The 21,578-nt window shown below is 62.6% G+C and carries 19 protein-coding genes; 7 read left to right on the forward strand and 12 right to left on the reverse strand.

Features of this window, described 5'->3' with window-relative positions; genetic code table 11:
- Positions 1-9: 9 nt before the first annotated feature.
- Complete coding sequence (locus AC54AF_RS13740; RefSeq protein ID WP_496636973.1) at positions 10-1,500, reverse strand: FAD-linked oxidase C-terminal domain-containing protein; 1,491 nt, start codon at positions 1,498-1,500, stop codon at positions 10-12.
- Positions 1,501-1,650: 150 nt separating this feature from the next.
- Here AC54AF_RS13740 and AC54AF_RS13745 point away from each other — a divergent pair, with 150 nt between their 5' ends.
- Complete coding sequence (locus tag AC54AF_RS13745; protein WP_131688335.1) at positions 1,651-2,205, forward strand: cob(I)yrinic acid a,c-diamide adenosyltransferase; 555 nt, start codon at positions 1,651-1,653, stop codon at positions 2,203-2,205.
- Between the two features lie 53 nt (positions 2,206-2,258).
- Here the strand turns inward: AC54AF_RS13745 and AC54AF_RS13750 are convergent, their stop codons facing one another.
- The 7 genes from AC54AF_RS13750 to AC54AF_RS13780 all read right to left on the reverse strand — a co-directional run bounded on the left by AC54AF_RS13750 (position 2,259) and on the right by AC54AF_RS13780 (position 8,758).
- Positions 2,259-2,459 carry a hypothetical protein gene (locus tag AC54AF_RS13750; RefSeq protein ID WP_496636974.1) on the reverse strand — a complete coding sequence of 67 codons (201 nt, stop codon included), beginning with the start codon at positions 2,457-2,459 and terminating at the stop codon, positions 2,259-2,261.
- 74 nt (positions 2,460-2,533) lie between these two features.
- Complete coding sequence (locus AC54AF_RS13755; protein ID WP_496636975.1) at positions 2,534-2,914, reverse strand: glutaredoxin family protein; 381 nt, start codon at positions 2,912-2,914, stop codon at positions 2,534-2,536.
- A 66-nt stretch (positions 2,915-2,980) separates the two neighbouring features.
- Positions 2,981-3,178 (reverse strand): hypothetical protein, encoded by a 198-nt coding sequence (locus AC54AF_RS13760; protein ID WP_496636976.1) that lies wholly within the window; start codon positions 3,176-3,178, stop codon positions 2,981-2,983.
- 303 nt (positions 3,179-3,481) lie between these two features.
- Positions 3,482-5,539 (reverse strand): FUSC family protein, encoded by a 2,058-nt coding sequence (locus AC54AF_RS13765; protein WP_496636977.1) that lies wholly within the window; start codon positions 5,537-5,539, stop codon positions 3,482-3,484.
- A 190-nt stretch (positions 5,540-5,729) separates the two neighbouring features.
- Positions 5,730-7,598, reverse strand: a complete 1,869-nt coding sequence (gene dxs, locus AC54AF_RS13770; protein ID WP_496636978.1) for a 1-deoxy-D-xylulose-5-phosphate synthase — start codon at positions 7,596-7,598, stop codon at positions 5,730-5,732.
- Complete coding sequence (locus AC54AF_RS13775) at positions 7,599-8,510, reverse strand: polyprenyl synthetase family protein (protein ID WP_496636979.1); 912 nt, start codon at positions 8,508-8,510, stop codon at positions 7,599-7,601.
- Positions 8,507-8,758 (reverse strand): exodeoxyribonuclease VII small subunit, encoded by a 252-nt coding sequence (locus AC54AF_RS13780; protein ID WP_131387216.1) that lies wholly within the window; start codon positions 8,756-8,758, stop codon positions 8,507-8,509. Before AC54AF_RS13780 ends, AC54AF_RS13775 begins: the two co-directional genes overlap by 4 nt.
- A 405-nt stretch (positions 8,759-9,163) precedes the next feature.
- On the opposite strand from AC54AF_RS13780, the gene AC54AF_RS13785 reads away from it, so the two are divergent.
- The 3 genes from AC54AF_RS13785 to AC54AF_RS13795 are packed head-to-tail and all read left to right on the forward strand — an operon-like array spanning position 9,164 to position 12,112.
- Positions 9,164-10,264 carry an SRPBCC family protein gene (locus AC54AF_RS13785; protein WP_131688332.1) on the forward strand — a complete coding sequence of 367 codons (1,101 nt, stop codon included), beginning with the start codon at positions 9,164-9,166 and terminating at the stop codon, positions 10,262-10,264.
- A 59-nt stretch (positions 10,265-10,323) separates the two neighbouring features.
- The gene (locus AC54AF_RS13790) at positions 10,324-11,247 is read left to right on the forward strand and encodes a DMT family transporter (RefSeq protein WP_496636980.1); all 924 of its coding nucleotides are present in this window, start codon (positions 10,324-10,326) and stop codon (positions 11,245-11,247) included.
- Positions 11,248-11,260: 13 nt separating this feature from the next.
- Positions 11,261-12,112 carry a sulfurtransferase gene (locus AC54AF_RS13795; RefSeq protein WP_496636981.1) on the forward strand — a complete coding sequence of 284 codons (852 nt, stop codon included), beginning with the start codon at positions 11,261-11,263 and terminating at the stop codon, positions 12,110-12,112.
- A 46-nt stretch (positions 12,113-12,158) separates the two neighbouring features.
- Here the strand turns inward: AC54AF_RS13795 and AC54AF_RS13800 are convergent, their stop codons facing one another.
- The 4 genes from AC54AF_RS13800 to polA all read right to left on the reverse strand — a co-directional run bounded on the left by AC54AF_RS13800 (position 12,159) and on the right by polA (position 18,936).
- Positions 12,159-13,895: an ABC-F family ATP-binding cassette domain-containing protein gene (locus AC54AF_RS13800; RefSeq protein WP_496636982.1), complete on the reverse strand. Its 1,737-nt coding sequence runs from the start codon at positions 13,893-13,895 to the stop codon at positions 12,159-12,161.
- Positions 13,896-14,158: 263 nt separating this feature from the next.
- Complete coding sequence (locus AC54AF_RS13805; RefSeq protein WP_131688328.1) at positions 14,159-14,917, reverse strand: ZIP family metal transporter; 759 nt, start codon at positions 14,915-14,917, stop codon at positions 14,159-14,161.
- A gap of 245 nt (positions 14,918-15,162) precedes the next feature.
- Entirely contained in the window at positions 15,163-16,047 is an 885-nt protein-coding gene (locus AC54AF_RS13810; protein WP_496636983.1) for a dienelactone hydrolase family protein, read from the reverse strand.
- A gap of 129 nt (positions 16,048-16,176) precedes the next feature.
- Positions 16,177-18,936, reverse strand: coding sequence for a DNA polymerase I (polA, locus tag AC54AF_RS13815; RefSeq protein WP_496636984.1), 2,760 nt, complete (start codon positions 18,934-18,936; stop codon positions 16,177-16,179).
- Between the two features lie 302 nt (positions 18,937-19,238).
- Here polA and AC54AF_RS13820 point away from each other — a divergent pair, with 302 nt between their 5' ends.
- The 3 genes from AC54AF_RS13820 (at position 19,239) to AC54AF_RS13830 (ending at position 21,467) form a co-directional block, all read left to right on the forward strand.
- Positions 19,239-19,634 (forward strand): hypothetical protein, encoded by a 396-nt coding sequence (locus tag AC54AF_RS13820; RefSeq protein ID WP_496636985.1) that lies wholly within the window; start codon positions 19,239-19,241, stop codon positions 19,632-19,634.
- 82 nt (positions 19,635-19,716) lie between these two features.
- The gene (locus AC54AF_RS13825) at positions 19,717-20,673 is read left to right on the forward strand and encodes a homoserine kinase (RefSeq protein ID WP_496636986.1); all 957 of its coding nucleotides are present in this window, start codon (positions 19,717-19,719) and stop codon (positions 20,671-20,673) included.
- Positions 20,674-20,675: 2 nt separating this feature from the next.
- Complete coding sequence (locus AC54AF_RS13830; RefSeq protein ID WP_131688323.1) at positions 20,676-21,467, forward strand: BPSS1780 family membrane protein; 792 nt, start codon at positions 20,676-20,678, stop codon at positions 21,465-21,467.
- The last annotated feature ends 111 nt before the right edge of the window (positions 21,468-21,578 follow it).

The following is a 21,578-nucleotide window of genomic DNA, read 5'->3' on the forward strand; positions in this document are numbered from 1 at the left end:
TCCGGAAAACTAAAAACGGGGCAGGTTGGCGAACGGCAGGCGCCCCGCCGTCACATGCATCTTGCCGAATTCGGCGCAGCGGTTCAAGGTGGGAATCGCCTTGTCCGGGTTCAGCAACGTGTAGGGATCGAAGGCGCGCTTGACGGCAAAGAAGGCATCGAGTTCGGCGCGCGTAAACTGCACGCACATGGAATTGATCTTTTCCATGCCCACGCCATGCTCGCCCGTGATGGTGCCGCCGACGGCCACGCACAGGGCCAGGATGTCCGCGCCAAACGCTTCGGCGCGCTCGAATTCGCCGGGCTTGTTGGCGTCGAACAGGATCAGCGGATGCAGATTGCCGTCGCCCGCGTGGAACACGTTCGCGCAGCGCAAGCCATGCGTCGTTTCCATGCCGGCGATGCCCGTCAGGACTTCCGCCAGCCTTTTTCGCGGGATGGTGCCGTCCATGCAGTAGTAGTCGGGCGAGATGCGCCCGGCGGCGGGAAAGGCGTTCTTGCGGCCTGACCAGAATTTCATGCGCTCCGCTTCCGACTGCGAGACGGCGATGGCGCTGGCGCCCGCCCCTTCCAGCACGGCCGTCATGCGGGCGATTTCCTCTTCCACTTCCTCGTGCGTGCCGTCCGCTTCGCACAGCAAAATGGCGGCCGCGTCGGTGTCGTAGCCGGCCTTGACGAATGGTTCGACCATGCGCGACGACGTCTGGTCCATCATTTCCAGCCCGGCCGGGATGATGCCGGCGGCAATCACGTTGGCCACCGCATTGCCGCCCGTGACGACGTCGTCAAAGGAGGCCATGATGACACGCGCCGTGGCCGGTTTCGGGATCAGTTTCACGGTCACTTCCGTGACGATGCCCAGCATGCCTTCGGAGCCGATGAAAACGGCCAGCAGGTCGAGGCCGGGCGAGTCCAGGCATTCGCCGCCCAGTTCCAGCACATCGCCATCGATGGTGACGATCCGCACGCGCAGCACATTGTGCACGGTCAGTCCGTATTTCAGGCAATGCACGCCGCCCGAGTTTTCCGCCACGTTGCCGCCGATGCTGCAGGCGATCTGCGACGAGGGGTCGGGCGCGTAGTACAGTGCGTAGGGCGCCGCCGCTTCGGAAATGGCCAGGTTGCGCACGCCCGGCTGCACCACGGCCGTGCGCGCATACGCATCGAGGCGCACGATGCGGTTCAGGCGCGCCGTCGACAGCACCACGCCATCGGCGATGGGCAAGGCGCCGCCCGACAGGCCCGTGCCGGCGCCGCGCGGCACGATCGGCACCTGCAATGCGCGGCAGACGCCGAGGATGGCGATGACCTGTTCTTCCGTGTCCGGCAAGGTCACCACCATCGGCAACTGGCGGTAGGCGGCCAGGCCGTCGCATTCATACGGGTGCGTATCTTCGGCGTCGGACAGCACGCAGCGGGCCGGCAGCACGGCCAGCAGGGCCGCGACGACGGCTTGCTGGCGCGCGGCGGTCAATCCGGATTCAGGGGCGGCATTGAGCATAAGATTGGGGGCAAGAGGCATGGGCGTGCGACGATTGTAAGCACAAAAGTGGCGCGCACCGCATTTTTTGTCCGATTTGCCCGCAAATCCGCGGCCAGGCGCCGCGCAGTGTCGTATGCTGCCCCCATTCTTCTTTACAGGATCGACATCATGGGCAACCGACTTTCGAAAATCGCCACGCGCACGGGCGACAATGGCAGCACCGGCCTGGGCGACGGCAGCCGCACCAGCAAGGACAGCGCCCGCATCCACGCCATGGGCGACGTGGACGAACTCAATTCGAATCTGGGACTGCTGCTGTGCGAAGCCATGCCCGACGCCTTGCGCGAGGAACTGGTGGCCATCCAGCACGACCTGTTCGACCTGGGAGGAGAAATCTGCATCCCCGGCTACCAGCTGATCAAGGAAGAGCACGTGCTGCGCCTCGATGCGCTGCTGGCGAAATACAATGCGGACTTGCCGCCCCTGTCGGAATTCATCCTGCCGGCAGGCTCGCGCGCCGCCTCGCTGGCGCATGTGTGCCGCACCGTGTGCCGCCGCGCCGAGCGCAGCATCGTCGCGCTGGCCAATGCGGAACCACTCCACGAGCATCCGCGCCAGTACGTAAACCGCCTGTCGGACCTGCTGTTCGTGCTGTCGCGCGTACTGAACCGTTTTGCCGGCGGCAGCGACGTGCTGTGGCGGCAGGACCGCACGCGGGGCTGAGACAGCATAGGCGCGGCCAGGCCCGCAAGAACAGGCCGCGCCGCGCGCCTTGCCTATTGATTTACCTGGTCGCAGCGTTGATAGCACATGCTATGAATCTTGGTGCAGGCGCCGGGCGACGTCGGCCGGTTGATCATGCACTGGTCCAGCCCCTCATCGCATTGCGCATAACATTCCGCCTCGCCACCGCCGGCCATCGCGTACGAGGCGCTGACGCCCATGGCGAACAAAAAGAAACCCAGCTTCTTAAACATTGGCACTCCTTTGTAGAAATGACAGACGATGAGCAACATCCATGGCGCGCCGTCTCTTACGCGCCATCCGTGAGTCAGATTTTTTTCAGCGCCGCTTCCAGCGCGCCCGTATTGAAACCCTGGATCTTGCGGTTGCCGATCAACACCACCGGCACGCCGCCGCCACCGAGTTCTTCATGGGCTTTTCTTGCTTCCGGTGATTTCTCGATATCGAGATCGACGAATTCGATCTTGTTTTCCTTGAAGTACGCGCGCGTCTTGGCGCAATAGCCGCACCAGTCCGTGCCGTACAACACCACCTTCGCCTGGGCATTCGGGAAATACGCAGCGTAATTGCCCTCGGTGTAGTTCGGCTTGAGCAAGCCCGGCAACAAGGACAAGCCATAACCGCTGCCCAGGCCGGCGGCCAGGATCAAGCCATACATGGCGATGGTTTTCATTTTCTTTTGCATCATGAAGCCGCCTTGACAACGTTACCTCCAAGCCGGGGCGATTGCCTCACCCCGGCTCACCCTGTTCTCTTAATTCACGCCGCATTCGGCCTTGCATGCATTTAACAATGCCTTGCACGTGTTATTGGAGTGACCAGAATCCATGCAATCCGTAAAGGCGCCATAGCACTCGCGCTGGCAATCGCTCACGCTGGTGCCGGCCGCCCCCACCGAATAGGACGCGCTGACACCGAGGGCGAACAGGAAAAGTGCGATCTTTTTAAACATTTTCTACCTTTCGATTGACGTGGGAAAAGTGTCCTGCCTGTAGTTCCATGCTGTATTACTTTATGGAATTTACATCCAAGGAAATCGAATATAGACCGCACTTATTTTAGAGTCAACGTTTCCTTTCGATAAATTCCCGGTTTGGAAAATATATCGGGCAAGCCCATGAAATGTGGAATTTGGAGAGATTGGCAGGCGTAAAACGTCTATACAATATTGGCGCCGCAAGCAGGAGAGGCCGGTTGCGGGCGCAGCCGGCCGAGCGGTTATACCCCGCCGAAAAAACGCCGCAGCGCGAGGAGCTCAGCGCGCAGCGTTCTCCATGGCCAGCACATGCTCGCGCAGCAAGCCGCGCAGCAACTGCACCTGGGCCACGGCATCGGCCTGCAGCGGCGTCAGGCTGTCGGCAACGCACGGACCAGGCGCGCTGGCATCGGCCGCACCGCGCAGCAAGGCATCGATTTCCCCGCTGACCTCGGCAATCCACCGTTGCAATTCGGGTAGCGCCGGCTCGGCCTGCGGACTCAGACTGATGCGCGCCGTGCTTCCCGCCACGCGGCGCAGCAACGGCAAGGTGCGCAGCGCCGCCAGGCCCACGCCGCTGCTGCGGTCCAGGCGGCGCTCGATGCGCAAGCGCTGCAGCACTTGTTCCGCGTTATTGCTGGCCAGGCCCGCCTCGCGGCGCAGGCGCGCGATGGCGCTATCCCACTTTCCACCGGCCGCCAGCACGGCCAGCAGGTATTTCAGATTGGCCGACACGGCTTTCGCCAGGCGCTGGTCGAGGTCGTCCGCTTCGCGGTCGGGCCACAGGAAAAACGTGGCCAGCAGGGCCAGCACGCAACCGAGCACATTGTTGCCCAGGCGGCTCATCGCATACACCATCTCGCTGGCCGGCGCCGCATAATCGGCCACCAGCACGAAGGCGGGCGTCATGAACAGCACGTGCAGGCTGTAGCTGACGCGGCGCAAGGCCATGGTGGCGACGATCAGGGGAAACACCACCAGCGAGATACCCAGCGGCGTGTAAATGACCAGGCCGATCAGCACGGCCAGTACGGCGCCCAGCACGCTGCCAGCGACCCGCTCGATGCCGCGCGGCCAGGTGGTCGACACGGATGGCTGCAAGATCAATAACGTCGCCATGGTGGCCCAGTAGCCAAACGGAATGTGCAGCGCCTCAACCAGCAGGAAGCCGGCCGTCGTCGCCAGCGACACGCGCGCCGCATGGCGCCAGCTCAGCGACTGCGGCGTGGCGTTGACTTTTGCCGTTTGCCACGCCTGCCCCAGCGCCAGGAAAGCCGCTTCGCGCCACGGCAGCTGCGCCGCGCGCGGCAAGCCCAATTCCATGAAGTCCACATTCAGGCGCAGTGGCAGCAAGGCGCCCAGCGCCGCTTCCAGGCGCCGTCCGCAGCCGGCCAGGCGGCGCTGCAATTCAAGTGGCGGCGTTTCCGGCTGGCGCTGCACGGCTTGCCCCAGGCGGCGCAGCAGCACGGCCATCACTTCCAGGCTGCGCCGCGCGCGCGGGTCCTGGCGCAGGCGCTGCTGCTCGCGCTCGCACGTATGCGTGACGGCGATCAGATAGGCGAAGATGCGCTCGGCGTCGCTGAGCGCCAGCAGCAGGTTGTCGTACAGGGCGCTGCGGCCCGCGCGCGCAGGCGGCACGGCGGCCAGCGCCACCCGCGCCGCTTCCAGCGCCGCGCGCGCCTGCGAACGGTAGCTGGCGCCATGCGCGGCAATGCCCGCCTGCGGCGCGTCATGGCCGAGGAAACGCGCATTGTCGCGCGCGATGCCGGCCAGGCGCGAATACGCGGCGCGGATGGCGCGCCGACTCGGGCCGAACGGGTGGATGCGCCAGACGGTAAAACTGAGCACGGTGGCAAACAGGCAGCCGAACATGTACAGGCCCAGGAAGGGCGCCGTCTGCGTCATCGATTCCAATGGGTGCGTGACCATCACCACACAGGCCGTGGCCGCCAGGATGGCCACCTGCGCCGTGGCCGCGCCCCAGATGCGCGCCAGCGCGCCGGCCCAGGAAAACAGCAGCACGGCGATAGCCGCCACTACCACGCCATGCCCAGCCGCCAGCGCCGTCAGGCCGCCGGCGACCGTCGACAGCAAGCCAAAGCCCAGCATCGAGACGAAGCGCATGCGCCGCGTGCCGGCCGCGTCGGCCAGGCAGGTCCAGAAGGCGCCGATGGCGGCCCAGGAAAAATCGGGGTGGTCGAACAGCAGGCCCAGCAGCAGCATGGCACTCGATGCGCAGGCGGCCCGCAAGCCTTCGGACAGATTCGTTTCGTCGATGGCCAGGCTGACCATCCACAGGGGACGGCGCTGCGCCAGGGTGTCGGTATAGGCGTGCATGCCCGTCAGCCAGCGGCCAGCCAGTGCGCGCGAACGGCGGTGAAGTTTCCTGAAATGCAAGTTTTACTTTGAAAGGGTATCAAAGCGTCATCGTAGCATTCCCCGGCGAAAAATGTTGCAGTGCAGCGTAAAATCCCACTGGACGAAAAAAAACGGCACCGCAGTGCCGCTTTTCCGGATGCAGGCAAACTTAGCTGACGGCGGCCAGGCGCGGCTGGGTGCCGCCAAACCGCTGCTCGATCGAGGCGGCGATGCCGGCAGCGTCCAGGCCCACGCTCTTCAGCAACTGTACGGGGTCGCCATGGTCGATGAAGACGTCTGGCAAGCCCAGCATCAAAATCGGCTTGACGATGCCTTCTGCCGCCAGCGCTTCGGCCACGGCCGAGCCGGCACCGCCCATGATGCAGCCCTCTTCCACCGTCACCAGGTAATCGTGTTCTGCGGCAAGCTGTTTCACCAGCGCCACGTCGAGCGGCTTGACGAAACGCATGTTGACCACCGTCGCGTCGAGCTTGTCGCCCGCCGCCACGCTAGTCGCCACCATGGAACCGAAGGCCAGGATGGCGATGCGCTTGCCGTGGCGCTTGACTTCGCCCTTGCCAATTTCAAGGCTGGTGAGTTCCGGCACGATGGCCACGCCGGCTCCGGCGCCGCGCGGATAGCGGATGGCTGCCGGGCCCGGATAATGGTAGCCCGTCGTCAGCATCTGCCGGCATTCGTTTTCGTCGGACGCGGCCATGATGACCATGTTCGGGATGCAGCGCAAAAACGCCATGTCGTAATTGCCCGCATGCGTGGCGCCGTCGGCGCCCACCAGGCCGGCGCGGTCCAGCGCGAACGTCACGTCCAGGTTTTGCAGGGCCACGTCGTGGATCAGCTGATCGTAGGCGCGCTGCAGGAAAGTGGAGTAAATGGCGACGACGGGTTTCAAGCCTTCGCAGGCCAGGCCCGCGCCAAACGTCACGGAATGCTGCTCGGCAATGCCGACGTCGAAATATCGGTTCGGGAATTGCTGTTCGAACTTGACCATGCCCGAGCCTTCGCGCATGGCTGGCGTGATGCCCACCAGGCGCTTGTCGTGGGCGGCCATGTCGCACAGCCAGTTGCCGAACACTTCCGTGTACGTCATCTTGCCCGGCGCCGTGGCCGGCTTGATGCCTTCGAGCGGATTGAACTTCGGCGTGCCGTGATACAAAATCGGTTCCGCCTCGGCCAGCTTGTAGCCTTGGCCCTTCTTGGTGACCACGTGCAGGAATTGCGGACCCTTCAGTTGCTTGATATTTTGCAAGGTCGGGATCAGCGAATCGAGGTCGTGGCCATCGATGGGGCCGATGTAATTGAAACCGAATTCCTCGAACATGGTGGCGGGCACGACCATGCCTTTAGCGTGCTCTTCAAAGCGCTTCGCCAGTTCCAGCACGGGGCCGGGCAAGACGGACTTGCCGACATTTTTTGCCGCCGCATAGAACTGGCCCGACATCAAACGCGCCAGGTGGCGGTTCAGCGCGCCCACGGGCGGCGAGATCGACATGTCGTTGTCGTTCAAAATCACCAGCAGGTTGACGTCTTCCTGCACACCCGCATTGTTCATCGCCTCGAACGCCATGCCGGCCGTCATCGAACCGTCGCCGATCACGGCGATCGCGTGCAGCGGGTCGCCCTTGATCTTGGCGGCCTGCGCCATGCCCAGCGCGGCCGAGATCGACGTCGACGAGTGCGCCGTGCCGAAGGTGTCGTACTCGCTCTCGTCGCGCTTCGGGAAGCCGGAAATGCCATCCTTCTGGCGCAGGGTGTGCATGCGCTCGCGCCGGCCCGTGAGGATCTTGTGCGAATAGGTCTGGTGGCCCACGTCCCAGACGATGCGGTCGTGCGGCGTGTTGAACACGTAATGCAACGCGACAGTCAGCTCGACCGTGCCCAGGTTGGACGACAAGTGGCCGCCCGTCTTGGAGACGGAATCGAGCAGGAAGCTGCGCAGTTCCTGGGCCAGCGGCACCAGTTGCGAGCGGGCCAGCTTGCGCACTTGCGCTGGTTCATTGATGGTTTCTAACAGTTTCATTTATGCCTTCCGCTGCACGACCAGGTCTGCCAGCTCGCGCAAACGGCGTGCCTTGTCCCCGAATGGCGCCAGCGCCGCATGGGCGTCGCACCGCAATTGTTCTGCCAGGGCTCTCGATGGTTCCAGCCCCAGTATCGATACGTAGGTGGGCTTGTTGGCGGCCGCATCCTTGCCCGCCGTCTTGCCCAGAGTGGCCGAGTCGGCCGTCGCGTCGAGCACGTCGTCGACCACCTGGAACGCCAGCCCGACGGCGCGCGCATAGGCGTTCAGCGCCGTCATCTCGTCTGGCGTCAAGTCCTTGCCGGCCAGCGCGCCGAGTATCACGGCCGCGCGCAGCAAGGCGCCCGTCTTGAGTTGATGCATCTGTTCCAGCTGCGGCAAGGTCAAGGCCAGGCCGACGCTGTCGAGGTCGATCGCCTGGCCGCCGCACATGCCGCTTGACCCGGAGGCGTGCGCCAGCAGCTTGACCATGGCCATTTGCCGCCCCGGCGGAATGGCCGCGCCATCGGCCAGCAGCATGAATGCCTGCGATTGCAGCGCGTCGCCGACCAGCAGGGCCGTCGCTTCATCATAGGCGATGTGCACGGTGGGCTTGCCACGGCGCAAGGCATCGTCATCCATGCATGGCATGTCGTCATGCACGAGCGAATACACGTGAATCATTTCCAGCGCGCAAGCTGCGCGCGCGAGGGTATCTTGATCGGCATCAAACAATTCGCCAGCCGCCATCACCAGCAGCGGGCGCACGCGCTTGCCGCCGCCCAGCAGCGCATAGCGCATGGCCGCGTGCAACTTGTGCGGCACGGCGTCGGCCGCAGGCAAAAATTGGTCGAGCCGGCTTTCCACGCCGGACTGGGTGGCTTGCATCCAGTCGCCGAAGGTCACGCCGTCTTGTTGTATGCTGGCCATCATAACGCGGCCTCGCCGGCATCGGCGAACGGTTTCAACATGTCGCCTTCCAATACTTTCACCTGCGCTTCGACGCTGTCGAGCTGGCTTGCGCAATACTTGACCAGTTCCGAGCCGCGCTGGTACGCCGCGACCGATGCTTCCAGCGGCAACTGGCCCGCTTCCATTTGCGTTACCAGCTGCGCCAGTTCCGCCATTGCCTCTTCAAACGAGGCCGGCGCTGCGGCAGCGGCAGTTAATTTCTTCGACATAGACTCAGATCTCTTCGTGGCACGAGGGGTATGTAGGGAGACGCCGGGGACTCCCGGCCAGCATAGAAGCGTTATTTTAGAACAAACCACACTATTAAGTGAAAACTTAAGCGCAATCGACGCGCTCAAAGTCAATAGCGTTGCCAGCTTGTTAGTGGATTTTAGCCGAATCGCCCCTCTGCGCCGGAAATTGCGCGCCAAATGACAATGTTTCTCATTAAAAGCGTCATTGCCGGGGGGTTTTGATAATGCCGAGGCCGATCCGCGCTATAATCGCCGGTTCTGTCCGAAATACCGTTTCAACAAATTTGAATTCAGGTCTTTGCGGATTCTTTCTCTCTGTAGCGGTTGCCCAGGGAATGGCCTGGGGCACTGCTGACCGTTGTACATTTATGGGGGGTTGGGATGTCCGATCTGGCTACTCACGCCAAGCTGGCGCGCTCAAACGCGCAACTTCCGGTCCACGTCTATTTTGACGAAACGCTGTTGCAGCGTGAAATGCAGCAATTGTTCCAAGCCGGTCCGCGCTATGTCGGGCATGAGCTGATGGTGCCGGAAACCGGCGATTTTGCGACCCTGGCGTCTGAGAACGAAGGGCGCATGCTCGTGCGCAACGCCAATGGCATCGAAGTGCTGTCCAACGTGTGCCGCCACCGGCAGGCGCTGATGTTCAATGGCCGCGGCAATGCGCACCATATCGTCTGCCCGCTGCACCGCTGGACCTACGACCTCAAGGGTGAACTGATCGGCGCGCCGCATTTCCCCGAGACGCCGTGCCTGAACCTGTCGAAAACGCCGCTGCAAAGCTGGAATGGCTTGCTGTTCGAGCAAAATGGCTACAACGTGATGGAAAAATTGAAAGATTTGTCCGTCTCGAAAGACCTCGATTTTTCCGGCTACATGTTCGACCACGTGGAAATCCACGAATGCGACTACAACTGGAAGACCTTCATCGAAGTCTACCTCGAGGATTATCACGTGGAACCGTTCCATCCGGGCCTGGGCAGCTTCGTCAGCTGCGACGACCTGCGCTGGGAGTTCGGCAAGGATTACAGCGTGCAGACGGTGGGCGTGCACCGCGGCCTGCAGCAGGCCGGTTCGCCCGCCTACAAGAAATGGCAGGAGCAGGTGCTGCAATTCCGTGGCGGCGAAGCGCCGCCGTATGGCGCCATCTGGCTGACCCTGTATCCGAACATCATGGTCGAATGGTATCCGCACGTGCTGATCGTCTCGACCCTGTGGCCCGATGGTCCGCAAAAAACGCGCAACGTGGTGGAATTCTATTACCCGGAAGAAATCGTGCTGTTCGAGCGTGACTTCGTCGACGCGGAGCGGGCTGCCTACATGGAAACCTGCGTCGAAGACGATGAAATCGCCCAGCGCATGGATGCCGGCCGCAAGGCTCTGATGGCGCGCGGCGAAAACGAAGTGGGCCCTTACCAGTCCCCCATGGAAGACGGCATGCAGCACTTCCACGAGTGGTACCGCAACAATATCGAGCTGTAACTTGCAGAAGGGCCGCATTGCGCGGCCCTTTTTTTATCCTCTCATTTCCCAGGAATCCAATGCAATCATTGTGGATGCTGTTTGCCAGCTTTATGTTCGCCATCATGGGCGTGTGCGTGAAACTGGCGTCGGAGTTGTATTCGACGTCCGAAATCGTCATGTACCGCGGCATCATCGGCATGACCGTCATGAGCTGCACGATTTTGTACCAGGGCGGCAGCTTTAAAACCACGATGCCGGGCCAGCATCTGTGGCGCGGCGTGGTGGGCGTGATCGCCCTGTGGCTGTGGTTTTATGCCATCGCCATCCTGCCGCTGGCCACGGCCATGACCCTGAACTACATGGCGCCCATCTGGATCGCCGTGATCCTGCTGGCCGGCGGCTGGTGGAAAGGCATGCAACAGGTCGAGTGGCCGCTGGTGGCGGCCATTGCCATGAGCTTTGTCGGCGTGACCCTGCTGCTGCAACCCGTGTTCGAGACGGACCAGGCGGCTGGCGCCATCACGGCCTTGATTTCCGGCATGCTGTCGGCCCTGGCCTACCTGCAGGTGCGCAAGCTGGGCTTGCTGGGCGAACCCGAATACCGGGTCGTGTTTTATTTCTCGGTCGTCAATTTCCTGGCCGGCGTGATCGGCAACGTGGCCAGCGCTGGCGGCGGCCCCGTCGTCTGGCATACGCACACGAGCAGCTACGGCATCGGCTTGCTGGCCGCCATCGGCCTGTGCGCCACCATGGCGCAGATGGCCATGACGCGCGCCTATCGCCTGGGCAAGACCCTAGTTGTTGCGAATTTGCAATACACGGGCATCGTCTTCTCCAGCTTCTGGGGCGTGGTGATCTTTGGCGACCTGTTCGACTGGCACGGCTGGGCCGGCATCGGCATCATTCTCGCCTCGGGCATCGCGGCAACCTATTACAATACCCGCAACACGGCCCGTGGCGCCGCGATAGCGCGCACGGATCCCATCGCCAGCGAAGTATAAAGGAGCGTTCCTGATGTACACCACCTTGATCCAGGCCAGCGAACTGGCCAGCCACGTGAATGACAGCCACTGGGTCATCCTCGATTGCCGCCATGAGTTGCTCAACCCCACTGCCGGCAGCGATGCGTTTGCCGCCGGCCACATCCAGAACGCGCAGTTCGCCGATATCGACACGGCCCTGTCCGGCCCGAAGACGGCGCGCGGCGCGGACTTTACGGGTCGGCATCCGCTGCCCGACCGCAATACCCTGCTGGCCGCCTTGCGCGGCTGGGGCATCAATGACGACACGCAAGTGGTCGCCTATGACGGCCAGGGCGGCATGTTCGCCGCGCGCCTGTGGTGGCTGCTGCGCTGGGTCGGCCACCCGAACGTTGCCGTGCTCGACGGCGGCCTGGCCGCCTGGCAGGCGCAAGGCTTGCCCCTGGTCACGCCCTTGGCGCCCCGCCCTGTCGGCAACCTGACGGAAAAAGCCAGCCTGACGCGCAAGGTCAGCGTGCAGGACATCATCGCCAACCTGGAAACACAGGCGTTGACGGTAATCGACGCGCGCGCGCCCGACCGCTATCGCGGCGAAAACGAAACCATCGACCCCGTGGGCGGCCATATCCCCGGCGCGAAAAACCGTTTCTTCAAGGACAACTTGCAGGCGGACGGCCGTTTCAAGAGCGAGGAAGAACTGCGGCGCGATTTCGGCGCCCTGTTTGATGCACCGCAAGCGGCCATCATGCAGTGCGGCTCCGGCGTAACGGCTTGCCACAACCTGCTGGCACTGGAAGTGGCGGGTTTGCCTGGCGCAGCCCTGTATCCCGGTTCGTGGAGCGAATGGTGCGCCGCCCCGGCGCGGCCTGTGGCGACGGGTAACTAAAAAAATGGCGGACCATCTGGTCCGCCATTTTCTTACCGGTGGATAACTACGACGTTATCCCCAGCACCTGATTCAAGCGTTCCAGCTCCGCCTGCCACGCCTGCTGGCTGGCCGGCTTCTGGTGGCGCGGCTTTCTCGCCAGGTCTTCCGCCAGCAATTGCTCGAGTTCGCACAAGCGTTCCAGCTGCACGTCGATGTCCATCGGTACGGCAGACGCATGCTCCACGCGCGGCGCAGGCGTCAACGCCTGCCCATCCTCAAGACTCAGCCGTGCATACGCGCTGGCCGCGTCCGGCCACTCTTCCAGCTGGCCATCGGCTACCACCCAAAAACGGTTGCAAGCCGTCTCGATCAGGTCGCGGTCGTGCGACACCAACAGGCAGCCACCGGCAAAGCCGAGCAGCGCTTGCCCCAGTTCCGCCTTGCCCTGCATGTCCAGGTGGTTGCTGGGCTCGTCCAGCAGCAGCAAGTGGTAACTGGCCAGGGACAGTCCCAGGAACAGCAGCCGCGCCCGCTCGCCGCCGCTCAGGGTCGCCACCGTCTGGCCATGGCGCGCATACGGAAAGCCGGCCGCAATCAACGCCTGCTTGCGCGCCACCTGGCTGCGCGCGGCCTCGTTCTGCACGGCGAACGGATACAGGGCGTCGGACAGGTCGGCCGTATCTGCCAGCTGCTTGAGCGACTGGTCGTAGTAACCGATGTTTGCCGCCTTGTGGTAACGCAGGTCGCCGCGCTCCTCCTGCGCCTGTATCGCTTGCCAGCACAGGCGCAGCAGGGACGACTTGCCGCTGCCGTTGGCGCCCAGCAAGGCGACCCGGTCGCCCGGTTTCAGCCACAGCTGGCCGACCTGGAACAGCAGCGGCGAGGCGGGCACGGCGCGCACGTCGAGCCCGTCGAGCGCCAGCAACTGGTCGGCCGCCAGCGCCTTGCCGCGCAGGCTCAAGCGCCAGGGTGCGCCATCGCTGACGAACGACTGTTCATCCTGCAGCTTGTCGATGCGCCGCTGCATGCTTTTGGCCTTGCGCGCCATGCCGACGTTATCGTAGATCTTGCCCCACAGGGCCAGACGGGTGCTGCTGACGGCCAGGCGGTCGATTTCCTTCTGTTCGGCCGCATGCCGCGCAGCCGCGGCCACGTCCGCTTCGGCCAGCGCCGCCAGCGCGGGGCCGCACGGCAAGTCGAAATCGTACAGGCGGCTGTCGCGCAAGATCCAGCTGCGCGTGGCCACGTTGTCGAGCAGGCGCTGGTCGTGCGAGACGAGGATGAAGGCGCCGCGCCAGGCCAGCAGGAATTGCTCCAGCCACAGCAAGGACGGCAAGTCCAGGTGATTGCTCGGTTCGTCGAGCAACAGCACGTTCGGCTCCTGCAGCAGGGCACGCCCCAGCAGCAGCCGCGTGTGCTGGCCGCCGGACAAGGAATGCACGGGCACTTGCGCCGTCTCGTGCTCGAAGCCTAACTCGGCCAGCAGGCTATCGACCCGCCAATGCACTTCAGGCTGGTCCAGCACGGGCGCCAGCAAGGCGTCGTACAGACTCAGGCTGGCAAGTTCTGGCGGTAAATGCTGCTCCACGTGCTGCAAGCGGCAGGCACGGGCGTAGTGGATGGTGCCGGCGGTGGCGTCGCGCGTGCCGCCGAGCAAGCCCAGCAAGGTGGATTTGCCGCAGCCATTGTGGCCGATCAGGCCGATGCGGTCGCCCTGGCGCAAGGTAAAGGCGAGTTCGTTGAAGAGGAAACCGTCGTGGGTATCCAGTTGTAAAGCTTGTGTCGAGATAAGGGTAGTCATGGCTCTTGTCTTTGTTCGGGATGCAAGCATCCGCGTTAACAGGAGCGCTAACGACAACGGAGTACCAGGAAAGGACTCGTCTGGGAGGGTGACTTTGCTCTGGCCAGGTTATCGCAGCGCGATAGAACGTGGGCAAGAGCTGGCAAATGCGCTTAAAGAGCGTGCGCGCCACAAGGCGAGCAACAAGTTTTCTTCCATTATATTTTCCTCCTTTCTGTTCAAGTTGGTCAGAAAAACAATACTACACGCACACAGTCCGCACATCAACCGCCGTGTTTGTGCCGCGTCAAGAACAGCACGATGCACACGCCCAGTGCGATCAACAGCACTTGCGGAATGGTTTCGCGCAAGGTGGCACGGCGCTGCATCTGCGGCATCAGGTCGCTCAAGGCAATATAGATGAAGCCGGACGAGGCGAACACGAGCACATAAGGAATCAGGTTGCTGGCGCGGTCCAGAGTGAAATAGCCGAGCAGGCCACCGGCCACGGCCATCAGGCTGCACAGCAGGTTGAAGATGTAGGCGCGCAGACGCGAAAAACCGGCATTGAGCAGCACGATGAAGTCGCCGATTTCCTGCGGGATTTCATGCGCGATGATGGCCAGGCCCGTCACCAGGCCCAGCTTCGGGTCGGCCAGGAAGGCGGCGGCGATCAGGATGCCGTCCGTAAAGTTGTGCATGCCGTCGCCGACGAGGATCATCCAGCCGGCCTTGCCCGCCTCATGCTTGTCGTGGCCGTGCGCATGGTGGTGGCCATCGCCTTCGTGGTGGTGCGAATGGCGCAGGATGGCAAATTTTTCCAGCATGAAAAAGGCCAGCAAGCCCGCCAGCAGGGTGGCGAACAGGCTGCGCGGGTCGGCCTGCGATTCGAACGCTTCGGGCAAGGCGTGCAGCAGGGACGTCGACAACATGATGCCGACGGACAAGCTGACCATGCGCTCGACCACTTTGGACAGGAATGCAAACGAAAAGATCGCCGCCGCGGTAATGCTCAACACGCCCGCGATCGTGGTCGCGAGCAAAATGGATATAAGGACGGGATCGATGATTTTCTTACCTCAAAATGGCGCCGGGTCACTGGCGCCCGCGATGCCGGCGTCTGGCCTGATGAATGCGTTGTTATCTATTATTTAATTTTTTGCGCGTTTGGCGGCAGCGTAGCGCGATGAAGATGCAATTGTACTGCATTGGCGCGCAGCGGGCATTTTACAGCCCGCTGCGCCTTTCGCGCCAACTTCTGGAAAATGCGGTATTTTTCTGTTGCAGATCACGCCACGCCGTGCTGCCTGAACCAGGCCAGGCAGCGCGCGTAGCCGTCTTTCGCATCGGCCGCCACATAGCTGGGGCGGTAATCGGCATTGAAGGCGTGGCCCGCATCGGGATACACGACAAACTCGGATTGCTTGCCGCCCTTGGCCAGCGCCTCTTTCATCTTCGCGATCGATTCCTGGCTGATGCCCGTATCCTTGCCGCCATACAAGCCCAGCACGGGAACCTTCAAGGTGGCGGCGATATCGATGGGGTTCTTCGGCTGCAATGGATTGGGCTCGCCCACCAGGCGGCCATACCAGGCCACGCCCGCCTTGACGGCCGGATTGTGCGCCGCGTACAGCCACGTGATGCGCCCGCCCCAGCAAAAGCCCGTGATGCCCAGGCGACTCGTGTCGCCGCCGTTCTGTTTCGCCCACGCCACCACGGCATCAAGGTCCGTCATCACTTGCGCGTCCGGCGTCCTGGAGATGATGCCTTTCATCAACTCCGGGATGCTGGCCACCTTGGTCGGATCGCCCTGGCGCACGAACAGGTCGGGCGCCAGCGCCAGATAGCCCTGTTTGGCAAAGCGGCGCGCCATGTCGGCGATATGTTCATGCACGCCAAAGATTTCCGAAATGACCAGCACCACGGGCAAGCCCGTCTTGCCTTCCGGCTGCGCCGCATACACGGGCACGGCCTGGCCATCGACCATCACCGACATGCTGCCCGTGACGAGTCCGGCGGAATCCGTCTTGATGACGTTTTGCGCCGCCACGGGCAAGACGGCCACGGCAAAGCCCGTGCCCAACGCCACCTTCAGGAAACCACGCCGGCCATCCGGCCCGGACAGGCTGCTCTGGCCCAGCAAACTCTCACAATCGGTGATCATGTCGCTCATGCGTTTCTCCTGAAAGGTGTGTTGACAAACAATGTCGGCTTACGCTGCGCTAAGCCGACCTACGGTCATTGCTCAAGTAAACATGTAGGTCGGCTTAGCGGGGCATGCCCCGCGTAAGCCGACGCACCATCAATGCGCTTCGTCCCAGTTTTTACCGATACCTACCTCAGCCGTCAGCGGCACCTTCAGATCGGCCACGCCGGCCATCAGTTCCGGCAGCTTGCGCTTGACCAGTTCCAGTTCCGCGTCCGGCACTTCCAGCACCAGTTCATCGTGCACTTGCATGATCATCTTCGTCTGCAAGTTGTCCGTTTCCAGCCAGCCTTGCACGGCGATCATGGCCAGCTTGATCAGGTCGGCGGCCGTACCCTGCATCGGTGCGTTGATCGCCGCCCGTTCGGCGCCCTGGCGGCGCGGGCCGTTCGGCGAATTGATTTCCGGCAACCACAAACGGCGGCCGAACACGGTTTCCACGTAGCCGCGCGCCTTCGCTTGCTGGCGCGTGTCTTCCATGTACTGTTTCACGCCGGAAAAACGGGCGAAGTAGCGGTCGATATAGCTTTGCGCGGCCGTGCGGTCCACGCCCAGGTTGCCGGCCAGGCCGAACGCGCTCATGCCGTAGATCAAGCCAAAGTTGATGACCTTGGCGTAGCGGCGCTGTTCGCTTTGCACTTCCGCGGCCGGCACGCCGAAGATTTCAGCGGCCGTGGCGCGGTGAATGTCGATGCCGTCGGCAAATGCGCGCAGCATGGCTTCGTCGCCCGAAATGTGCGCCATGATGCGCAATTCGATCTGCGAATAGTCGGCCGAGACGATGTGGCTGCCGGGCGGCGCGATAAAGGCTTCGCGGATGCGGCGGCCTTCCGCGCTGCGGATGGGAATATTTTGCAAGTTCGGGTCATTTGACGCCAAACGTCCCGTCACGGCCACGGCCTGCGCATAGTTCGTGTGCACGCGACCCGTGGTGACGTTGATCATCTTCGGCAATTTATCGGTATACGTCGACTTCAGCTTGGCCATGCCGCGGTATTCGAGCAGCACTTTGGGCAATGGATAATCCTCGGCCAGCTTTTGCAGCACTTCTTCATCCGTCGATGGCGCGCCGGTCGGGGTTTTCTTGATCACCGGCAGTTTCAGCTTTTCAAAGAAAATTTCGCCGATCTGCTTGGGCGAACCCAGGTTGAACGGCTGTTCGGCCAGTTCATATGCCTTCTTTTCCAGTTCCAGAATTTTCACGGCCAGCTCGGCCGACTGGATGTTGAGCAACTCATCGTCGATCAGCACGCCGTTGCGCTCGATCTTTTGCAAGACCACGGCCGTCGGCAGCTCGATCTTTTCATAGATGAAGGTCAGCTTGTCATCGTTGGCCACGTTGCCCCACATGGCATTGTGCAAACGCAAGGTGATGTCGGCATCCTCGGCCGCGTATTTCGCCGCCTGCTCCACCTCGACCTGATTGAACGTGATCTGCTTGGCGCCCTTGCCGCACACGTCCTCGAACGGGATCGTCGTGTAGTTCAGGTGGCGCAGGGCCAGGCTGTCCATGTCGTGCTTCTTGTGCGATTCGAACACATACGATTCGAGCAGGGTATCGTGGGCGATGCCGCGCAACGTCACGCCGTGGTTGGCGAAGATGTGGCTGTCGTATTTCAGGTTCTGGCCCAGCTTGGGCTTGGTCGCATCTTCCAGCCACGGGCGCAGCTTCGCCAGCACGTGTTCGCGCGACAACTGTTCCGGTGCGCCCGCATAGTCGTGGGCCAGCGGGATGTAGCAAGCGGCGTGCTCGGCGACCGACAGGGAAATGCCGACCATCTGCGCCGTCATCGGTTCCAGCGAGGTGGTTTCCGTGTCCACGGCGCTCAAAGGCGCTGCATCGATCAGGGCGATCCATTTGTCGAGCTGCTCATCCGTCAGCACGGTTTCATATTCGGCGGCAGGCGCTGGCGTCGCATCGGCGAACATGTCGCCCGTCGTGTTGGCGGCAGCGCCAGCGGCCACGGGTGCACCGACGGGCGACATCGGTGGCGGCGTGGCGCCCAGTTCGCGCAGCAGTGCCTTGAAACCGTAGCGCTGGAAGAAGGCCAGCAGCGCTTCCTTGTCTTCGTGTTGCGCCACCAGCGAGTCGGCGATGCTCGTCATGTGGCCGGACAAATCGCAATCGGTCTTGACGGTGATCAAGGCGCGCGCCTGCGGCAGCCATGGCAGGGCCGTGCGCAGATTTTCGCCCACGGCCCCGCCCACACTGGCCGCGTTTTGCATGATGCCTTCCAGGCTGTCATATTGCGTCAGCCATTTGACGGCCGTCTTCGGGCCGCATTTCGATACGCCCGGCACGTTGTCGACCGTATCGCCGATCAGCGACAGGTAATCGATGATACGGTTGGGCGGCACGCCGAACTTGGCCAGCACGGCCGCTTCGTCGAGCTTTTCATTGCTCATGGTATTGATCAAGGTTACCTGGCTGTTGACCAGCTGCGCCAGGTCCTTGTCGCCCGTCGAGACCACCACGTTCATGCCGGCGGCCGCCGCCTGCACGGCCAGGGTGCCGATCACGTCATCCGCTTCCACGCCGTCGACCATCAGGATGGGCCAGCCCATGGCGCGCACGGCTTCGTGGATGGGTTCGATCTGCAGGCGCAGGTCGTCCGGCATCGAGGCGCGCGTGGCCTTGTACTCGGGATACATGTCGTCGCGGAAAGTTTTACCCTTGGCATCGAACACGCAGGCGATGTAGGCGGCCGGGTAATCGGCGCGCAGGCGGCGCAACATGTTGACCATGCCGTGCATGGCGCCCGTGGGATAGCCATCCGGGCTGCGCAGGTCGGGCAGCGCATGGAAGGCACGATAAAGATAACTGGAACCGTCGACTAACAGCAGGGTGTTTTGCATAATGCCAATAAAATAAGGTGAGCCGCGCCAGCCGGGGAAAGAGCGGCAGACGGGTGAAATATCGCCCAATTATCGCAGAGTTTAGGCCCGCGCCACCGGCCGCAACGCGTGCCGTTCCCGGCGTTTTTGCCGCCCTGGCGGCCCCGTGAGGGCGCGCGGGCCGCCGCTGCGGGCCTTTCGGCGCATTTAATCGGCCGTATTAAACAGCATTGCCTACCAGTTTGTTACAATGCCTTATAGATAAATTGACGGCATTACACCACTGCACGCGCTGCAGTCCCACACATGGAAGCGAACCCATCATGATGCGTACATCGACACTCTGGACATTCCTCGCCCTGCCCCTGCTGGCATGTTCAGCCATTGCCAGCGCCCAGACGCCGGCCAAACCGAGCGACGCGCCGCCGCAGCTGGAACGCATCGAGGAACTGGGCGAAGCGCCCATCACCGTGGCGCCGGCTGCGGCCAAGCAGCAGATTACCGAGAAACGCGAAGCAGGCGTGACGTCCGAAGTGAAAGTCACCAGTGGCGGCAGCACCTATTACATGAAGCCGGCCGCCGGCGCCGACCAGGCCCACGGCGGCGCCCTGCGCGGCCCGCAATGGAAAGTGCTGGAATTCGACCTGGGCAAGAAGAAACAGAAACAACGCGATGAAGAGGCAGCGGACGCGCCAGCACCGCCCGCACCAGCGAAGTAAGCAGCCACTCTCTTCTGCCCTGCCCCGGCCACCTGCGGGGCGGCCGGCTTTTTTTGACCTTTTGATCATTCCACTCTTCCCCATGGCAGTTTTTACCGCGCTACATCTGGACGATATCGGCCAGTGGATCACGCAGTTTCCACTCGGCAAACCTCTGGCGCTCAAGGGCATCGCCTCCGGCATCGAAAACAGCAATTTCTTCCTGAGCACGGAGCGCGGCGAGTACGTGCTGACGATCTTTGAAAACCTCAGCTTCGAGCAATTGCCGTTCTATCTGCAACTGATGCGCCATTTGGCGGACCGGGGCGTCCTGGTGCCGGCACCGATCGCCAATGCCGATGGCGAACTGGTGACGGCCTTGCAAGGCAAGCCGGCGGCCATCGTCAGCAAACTCGACGGCAGCTCTCAGATGGCGCCGCAAGCCGTGCATTGCGCGGCCGTGGGCGCCATGCTGGCGAAGATGCACCTGGCGGCGCAGGACTTCCCCCTGCAGCAGCCGAATTTGCGCGGACTGGACTGGTGGAACACCACCACGCCGCTGGTCTTGCACCACCTCGATGATGCCAAGGCGCATTTGCTGCGCGCGGAAATCCACTTCCAGGACGCGTTTGCAGCCTGCGCCACCTACAAGGCCATCCCGCGCGGTCCCGTGCATGCCGACTTGTTCCGCAACAACGTCATGTTTGACGGCGAGCGCCTGACAGGCTTTTTCGACTTTTACTTTGCCGGCTGCGACACCTGGCTGTTCGACGTGGCCGTCACCGTCAACGACTGGTGCGTGGACCTGGACACGGGCGTGCTCGACACGGCAAGAGTGCGCGCCCTGCTGGACGCCTACCACGCCGTGCGCCCGTTCACACATGAAGAAAAGACGGCATGGCAGCCGATGCTGCGCGCCGCCGCGCTGCGTTTTTGGCTGTCGCGCCTGTACGATTTTTACCAGCCGCGCGAAGCGGAAATGCTGACCCCGCACGATCCCACGCATTTCGAACGCATTCTGCGCGAACATATCGCCACACCTGCTCCGGAACTGTTTTAAACATGGAAAAATTACCTGCAAGTACAGGTTGGCAATGGGTGAAACAGGGCTTCGCCCTGTTTCGCAAGCAACCTGGCGGCATGTCGATGCTGTTTCTCGGCTATATGTTCTGCATGCTGGCCGTCAGCATCGTGCCTGTGCTCGGCCAAATGCTGCCCGTCATCCTCGTCCCCGTATTTTCTGTCGCCTTCGTGCAAGGCTGCCTGCATATCGACCAGGGCAAGCGCGTCTTGCCCAGCCTCTTGATCTCGGGTTTCCGCAAGCCGGCGTTTCCCTCCCTGTTCGGCCTGGGCGTGCTGTACATCCTGATGGCCATTGTCGCCATCGGCGCGTCGACCCTGGTGGACGACGGCTTGCTGTGGAAACTGGTCACCGGGCAGCTGACGGAAGAAGCGGCGCGCGCCGCCATCCCCGAATCGCGCCTGGGCCTGGGCATCCTGCTGGCCATCGTGCTGTACGTGCCGGCCGCCATGGCCTTCTGCTTTGCCGCGCCGCTGATCTACTGGAGAAAAACCGGCCTGGGCAAGTCGCTGTTCTTCAGCTTTTTCGCCGTCTGGCGCTCGCTGTCGGCCTTCATCGTCTTCGCCGCTACCTGGTTCGCCATCAGCGTCGTCACCAGCCAGTTGCTGGCCGTCATCTTTGGCCGCACGCCGCTGATGATGCAGCTGATGATGCCGCTGTCGATGATACTCACCATCATCATGCATTGCTCGTTCTACGCCGCCTACCGCCAGATCTTCGGCTTGCCCGTCGATGAGAGCAAGACGGTGTCGCTGGACAAGACCGGCGAGTGATCGCCGGCCATATGTGAAAAGGGCAGCCTGCGCAGGCTGCCCTTTTTTTATTTGCCGAATGCCTTGCAATGCCACACGAAGGTCGGATTAGCGGGGCCGAAGGCCACGCGT

Source organism: Janthinobacterium sp. JF4, assembly GCF_059617925.1.

Coding starts and splice junctions, on each gene's coding strand:
- AC54AF_RS13740 (WP_496636973.1), bottom strand. CDS start 1,500: ATGCTCAATGCCGCCCCTGAATCCGGATTGACCGCCGCGCGCCAGCAA.
- AC54AF_RS13745 (WP_131688335.1), top strand. CDS start 1,651: ATGGGCAACCGACTTTCGAAAATCGCCACGCGCACGGGCGACAATGGC.
- AC54AF_RS13750 (WP_496636974.1), bottom strand. CDS start 2,459: ATGTTTAAGAAGCTGGGTTTCTTTTTGTTCGCCATGGGCGTCAGCGCC.
- AC54AF_RS13755 (WP_496636975.1), bottom strand. CDS start 2,914: ATGATGCAAAAGAAAATGAAAACCATCGCCATGTATGGCTTGATCCTG.
- AC54AF_RS13760 (WP_496636976.1), bottom strand. CDS start 3,178: ATGTTTAAAAAGATCGCACTTTTCCTGTTCGCCCTCGGTGTCAGCGCG.
- AC54AF_RS13765 (WP_496636977.1), bottom strand. CDS start 5,539: ATGCACGCCTATACCGACACCCTGGCGCAGCGCCGTCCCCTGTGGATG.
- dxs (WP_496636978.1), bottom strand. CDS start 7,598: ATGAAACTGTTAGAAACCATCAATGAACCAGCGCAAGTGCGCAAGCTG.
- AC54AF_RS13775 (WP_496636979.1), bottom strand. CDS start 8,510: ATGATGGCCAGCATACAACAAGACGGCGTGACCTTCGGCGACTGGATG.
- AC54AF_RS13780 (WP_131387216.1), bottom strand. CDS start 8,758: ATGTCGAAGAAATTAACTGCCGCTGCCGCAGCGCCGGCCTCGTTTGAA.
- AC54AF_RS13785 (WP_131688332.1), top strand. CDS start 9,164: ATGTCCGATCTGGCTACTCACGCCAAGCTGGCGCGCTCAAACGCGCAA.
- AC54AF_RS13790 (WP_496636980.1), top strand. CDS start 10,324: ATGCAATCATTGTGGATGCTGTTTGCCAGCTTTATGTTCGCCATCATG.
- AC54AF_RS13795 (WP_496636981.1), top strand. CDS start 11,261: ATGTACACCACCTTGATCCAGGCCAGCGAACTGGCCAGCCACGTGAAT.
- AC54AF_RS13800 (WP_496636982.1), bottom strand. CDS start 13,895: ATGACTACCCTTATCTCGACACAAGCTTTACAACTGGATACCCACGAC.
- AC54AF_RS13810 (WP_496636983.1), bottom strand. CDS start 16,047: ATGAGCGACATGATCACCGATTGTGAGAGTTTGCTGGGCCAGAGCAGC.
- polA (WP_496636984.1), bottom strand. CDS start 18,936: ATGCAAAACACCCTGCTGTTAGTCGACGGTTCCAGTTATCTTTATCGT.
- AC54AF_RS13820 (WP_496636985.1), top strand. CDS start 19,239: ATGATGCGTACATCGACACTCTGGACATTCCTCGCCCTGCCCCTGCTG.
- AC54AF_RS13825 (WP_496636986.1), top strand. CDS start 19,717: ATGGCAGTTTTTACCGCGCTACATCTGGACGATATCGGCCAGTGGATC.
- AC54AF_RS13830 (WP_131688323.1), top strand. CDS start 20,676: ATGGAAAAATTACCTGCAAGTACAGGTTGGCAATGGGTGAAACAGGGC.